Source organism: Xanthomonas sp. SHU 166, from assembly GCF_000364685.1.
GTDB classification, from domain to species: Bacteria; Pseudomonadota; Gammaproteobacteria; order Xanthomonadales; family Xanthomonadaceae; genus Xanthomonas_A; species Xanthomonas_A sontii.
Genome location: NZ_AQOJ01000645.1, coordinates 1 through 3,171 on the forward strand (window position 1 = coordinate 1; position 3,171 = coordinate 3,171).

Sequence of the window (3,171 nt, forward strand, 5' to 3'; positions counted from 1 at the left end):
CAGCGCGCCGGCCTGCGGCGACGCAGGCGCACTCACGACTGGTAGGCCTCGGTCACGATGCGCTGCAACTCGCCGGACTCGAACAGCTCCATGGTGATGTCGCAGCCACCGATCAGCTCGCCATGGATGAACAGCTGCGGGAACGTCGGCCAGTTCGAATAGCGCGGCAGATTGGCCCGGATCTCCGGCTCGTCGAGCACGTTGACGGTGTGCAGGCGGTCGGCGCCGGCGGCCAGCAACGCCTGCAACGCGCGGCTGGAAAAGCCGCACATCGGGTACTGCGGCGTGCCCTTCATGAACAACACGATGGGATGGCGTTCGACGTCGGCCTGGATGCGCTCCATCACCTGCATGCGGGTTCTCTCCTGCTGGGGCGAAAGAACGACCTTGGCGGTCGGCTAGACTCTCGCGTAGCCGCATAGTGTAAGCCCTGCGCGCGGCAGTACCGCGACGCGCGCCCGAAACCGCCAGAGGATCCATGCCCATCGAACTCGCTCCCCTGCCTTACGCCGCCGCGGCGCTGGCCCCGCACCTGTCCGCCGCCGCGGTGGAACAGCACCACGGCCAGCACCAGCGCGCGTTGGTGGAACGGCTCAATGCGCGGCTCGCCTGCAGCGACCTGGCCGAGCTGGCGCTGCCGGACCTGCTGCGGCGCGCGCAGGGCCGGCTGTTCCAGGAAGCGGCCGAGGTCTGGAATCACGAGTTCTACTGGCGCGGCCTGCGCCCGCGCGGCGGCGGCGAACCGGGCGGCGCGCTCGGCGAGCGCCTGACCAGGAGTTTCGGCGACGTGGCGCGGTTCAAGGCCGAGTTCGAGCGCATGGCCCTGGCGCTGTTCGGTTCGGGCTGGGTCTGGCTGGTGCAGCGTCCCGACGGCAACCTGGCCGTGGTCAGCACCGCCAACGCCGGCACCCCGCTGACCGGCGACGACACGCCGCTGCTCGGCTGCGACATCTGGGAACACGCTTACTACATCGACCATCCCGGCGACCGCGCGCGCTATCTGCAGGCGTTCTGGAAGCTGGTCAATTGGGAGTTCGCGGCGTCCAATCTGCGTTGAGCGGGGATTGGGGAGTCGGGATTGGGGATTCGCAGGAGCGGCGGCCGTGGCTGCCGGTTCCTGGCCCAGGCGTGGCCTGGGCGCTCCTGCTGCTGGTTCAGCGCTCGCCGCGCAACGCGGCGACCACCGGGGCGACCTGGGCCTCGCGCTGCAGTTGCGCGCCCACGGTCTGCAGGGCCAGCGCCAGCGCCTCCGGCGTGTCCTCGCGCAGGGTGGCGTGGCCGACCTTGCGGCCTTCGCGCGGCTGCTTGCCGTAGTCGTGCCAATGCCCGCCGGGCTGCGCCAGGACCGGTGCGGCGTCGGGCATCGCGCCGATCCAGTTGAGCATGCAGGCATGGCCACACATGCGCGTGGAGCCCAGCGGCAGCCCCAGCACCGCGCGCAGGTGATTCTCGAACTGCGAGGTCTCCGCGCCTTCGATGGTCCAGTGGCCGGAGTTATGCACGCGCGGGGCCATCTCGTTGGCCAGCAGTTCGCCGTCGCGGCAGAACAGTTCCAGCGCGAACACGCCCACATATTGAAGGCGTTCGGCCAGGGCACGCGCATGCGCCACCGCCGCCTGCTCCAGCGCGACATCGGCCTGCGCCGGCGCCAGGCTGGCCGACAGCACGCCGTGCACATGCCAGTTCTCGGTCAGCGGCCAGGTGCGGAACTCGCCGTCGCGGCCGCGCACCGCCACCACGCTGACCTCGCGCTGGAACGGTACGAACGCCTCGGCGATCAGGCCGACGCTGGCCGCCTGCGCGCCCAGCGCCGCCCAGGCCGCATCGGCATCGGCGGCGGAGACGATGCGGAACTGGCCCTTGCCGTCGTAGCCGAGCCGGCGGGTCTTGAGGATGCACGGCGTGCCGACCTGCGCCAGCGCCGCGTCCAGATCGGCGCGGGTGTCGATCGCGGCGAACGCCGGCACGGGAATGCCGAGCTCGCGGAACAAGGTCTTCTCGGCCAGGCGATCCTGCGCCACGGCCAGCGCATCCGGGCTCGGGAACACCGGCACCTGCCCGGCCAGGGCAGCCGCGCTATCCGCGGGCACGTTCTCGAAATCGAAGGTCGCCACGTCGACCGCGTCCGCGAACGCGGCCAGCGCGGCTCGGTCGGCGTAGTCGCCGACCCGCAGCGGCGCGACCTGTCCGGCGCAGGCATCGGCTGCCGGATCCAGCAGCGCGAAGCGCAGGCCCAGCGGCACGCCGGCCACCGCCATCATCCGTGCCAACTGCCCCGCCCCGAGAATACCGACGGTGGTCATTGGCGCGGATCGTCCTTGGCCATCACGTCGTCGGTCTGGCGCTGACGGAACTCGCCCAGCGCGGCACCGATCTCAGCGTGGTCGTGGGCCAGCATCGCCGCGGCGAACAGCGCGGCGTTAGCCGCGCCGGCATTGCCGATCGCGAAGGTGGCCACCGGGATGCCGGCCGGCATCTGCACGATCGACAGCAGCGAGTCCATGCCGTTGAGCGCCTTGGACTGCACCGGCACGCCTAGCACCGGAACCGCGGTCTTGGCCGCGAGCATGCCCGGCAGGTGCGCGGCGCCGCCAGCGCCGGCCACGATCGCGCGCAGGCCGCGCCCAGCCGCTTGCTCGGCATAGGAGAACAACACGTCGGGGGTGCGGTGCGCCGACACCACCTTCACTTCATAGGGCACACCCAGCGCATCGAGTTTCTGCGCCGCATGCTGCATGGTCTCCCAGTCGGAGCGGGAACCCATCACGATGCCGACGAGCGGCGCGGTTTGCTTGGAGGTCATGGCCGTCCCCTGCCTTAAAGACGTATTCTAGCCGTCTTCCACGCAAGACGAAGACCGGATGGACCGCAAACTGCTCGACCTGCTGTGCTCGCCCGACACCCGCCAACCGCTGGCGCTGCTGGAGGCGCGCGGCCTGGAGTCGCTGAACCGCGCCATCGCCGCCGGCGGCGTGCAGCGCGCCGATGGCAGTGCGCAGGCGCAACCGCTGCGCGAAGCCCTGATCACCCGCGACCGCAAGCAGGTGTTCCGCGTCGACGACGGCATCCCGGTGCTGCTGGCCGAAGAGGCCATCGGCACCGCCCAGCTCGCCAACTTCCCGGCCAAATGAGCCGCGACATGGCGCCGCCGCAGGCGCCCGCCGCGGAGCT

Annotated in this window: 5 protein-coding genes; 2 read left to right on the forward strand and 3 right to left on the reverse strand. The window is 70.9% G+C overall.

What is annotated here, in order from left to right:
- Positions 1-32: 32 nt before the first annotated feature.
- Positions 33-353 (reverse strand): Grx4 family monothiol glutaredoxin, encoded by a 321-nt coding sequence (gene grxD, locus D180_RS15570; RefSeq protein ID WP_010342114.1) that lies wholly within the window; start codon positions 351-353, stop codon positions 33-35.
- A 125-nt stretch (positions 354-478) separates the two neighbouring features.
- On the opposite strand from grxD, the gene D180_RS15575 reads away from it, so the two are divergent.
- Positions 479-1,057 (forward strand): Fe-Mn family superoxide dismutase, encoded by a 579-nt coding sequence (locus D180_RS15575; protein WP_017913529.1) that lies wholly within the window; start codon positions 479-481, stop codon positions 1,055-1,057.
- Positions 1,058-1,154: 97 nt separating this feature from the next.
- Here D180_RS15575 and D180_RS15580 read toward each other — a convergent pair whose 3' ends face one another.
- Positions 1,155-2,303 carry a 5-(carboxyamino)imidazole ribonucleotide synthase gene (locus D180_RS15580; RefSeq protein WP_043091093.1) on the reverse strand — a complete coding sequence of 383 codons (1,149 nt, stop codon included), beginning with the start codon at positions 2,301-2,303 and terminating at the stop codon, positions 1,155-1,157.
- Positions 2,300-2,803: a 5-(carboxyamino)imidazole ribonucleotide mutase gene (purE, locus tag D180_RS15585; RefSeq protein WP_017909417.1), complete on the reverse strand. Its 504-nt coding sequence runs from the start codon at positions 2,801-2,803 to the stop codon at positions 2,300-2,302. Before purE ends, D180_RS15580 begins: the two co-directional genes overlap by 4 nt.
- Before the next feature lie 58 nt (positions 2,804-2,861).
- Between purE and D180_RS15590 the strand changes: the two genes are divergently transcribed.
- The gene (locus tag D180_RS15590; protein ID WP_017913531.1) at positions 2,862-3,131 is read left to right on the forward strand and encodes a Trm112 family protein; all 270 of its coding nucleotides are present in this window, start codon (positions 2,862-2,864) and stop codon (positions 3,129-3,131) included.
- The last annotated feature ends 40 nt before the right edge of the window (positions 3,132-3,171 follow it).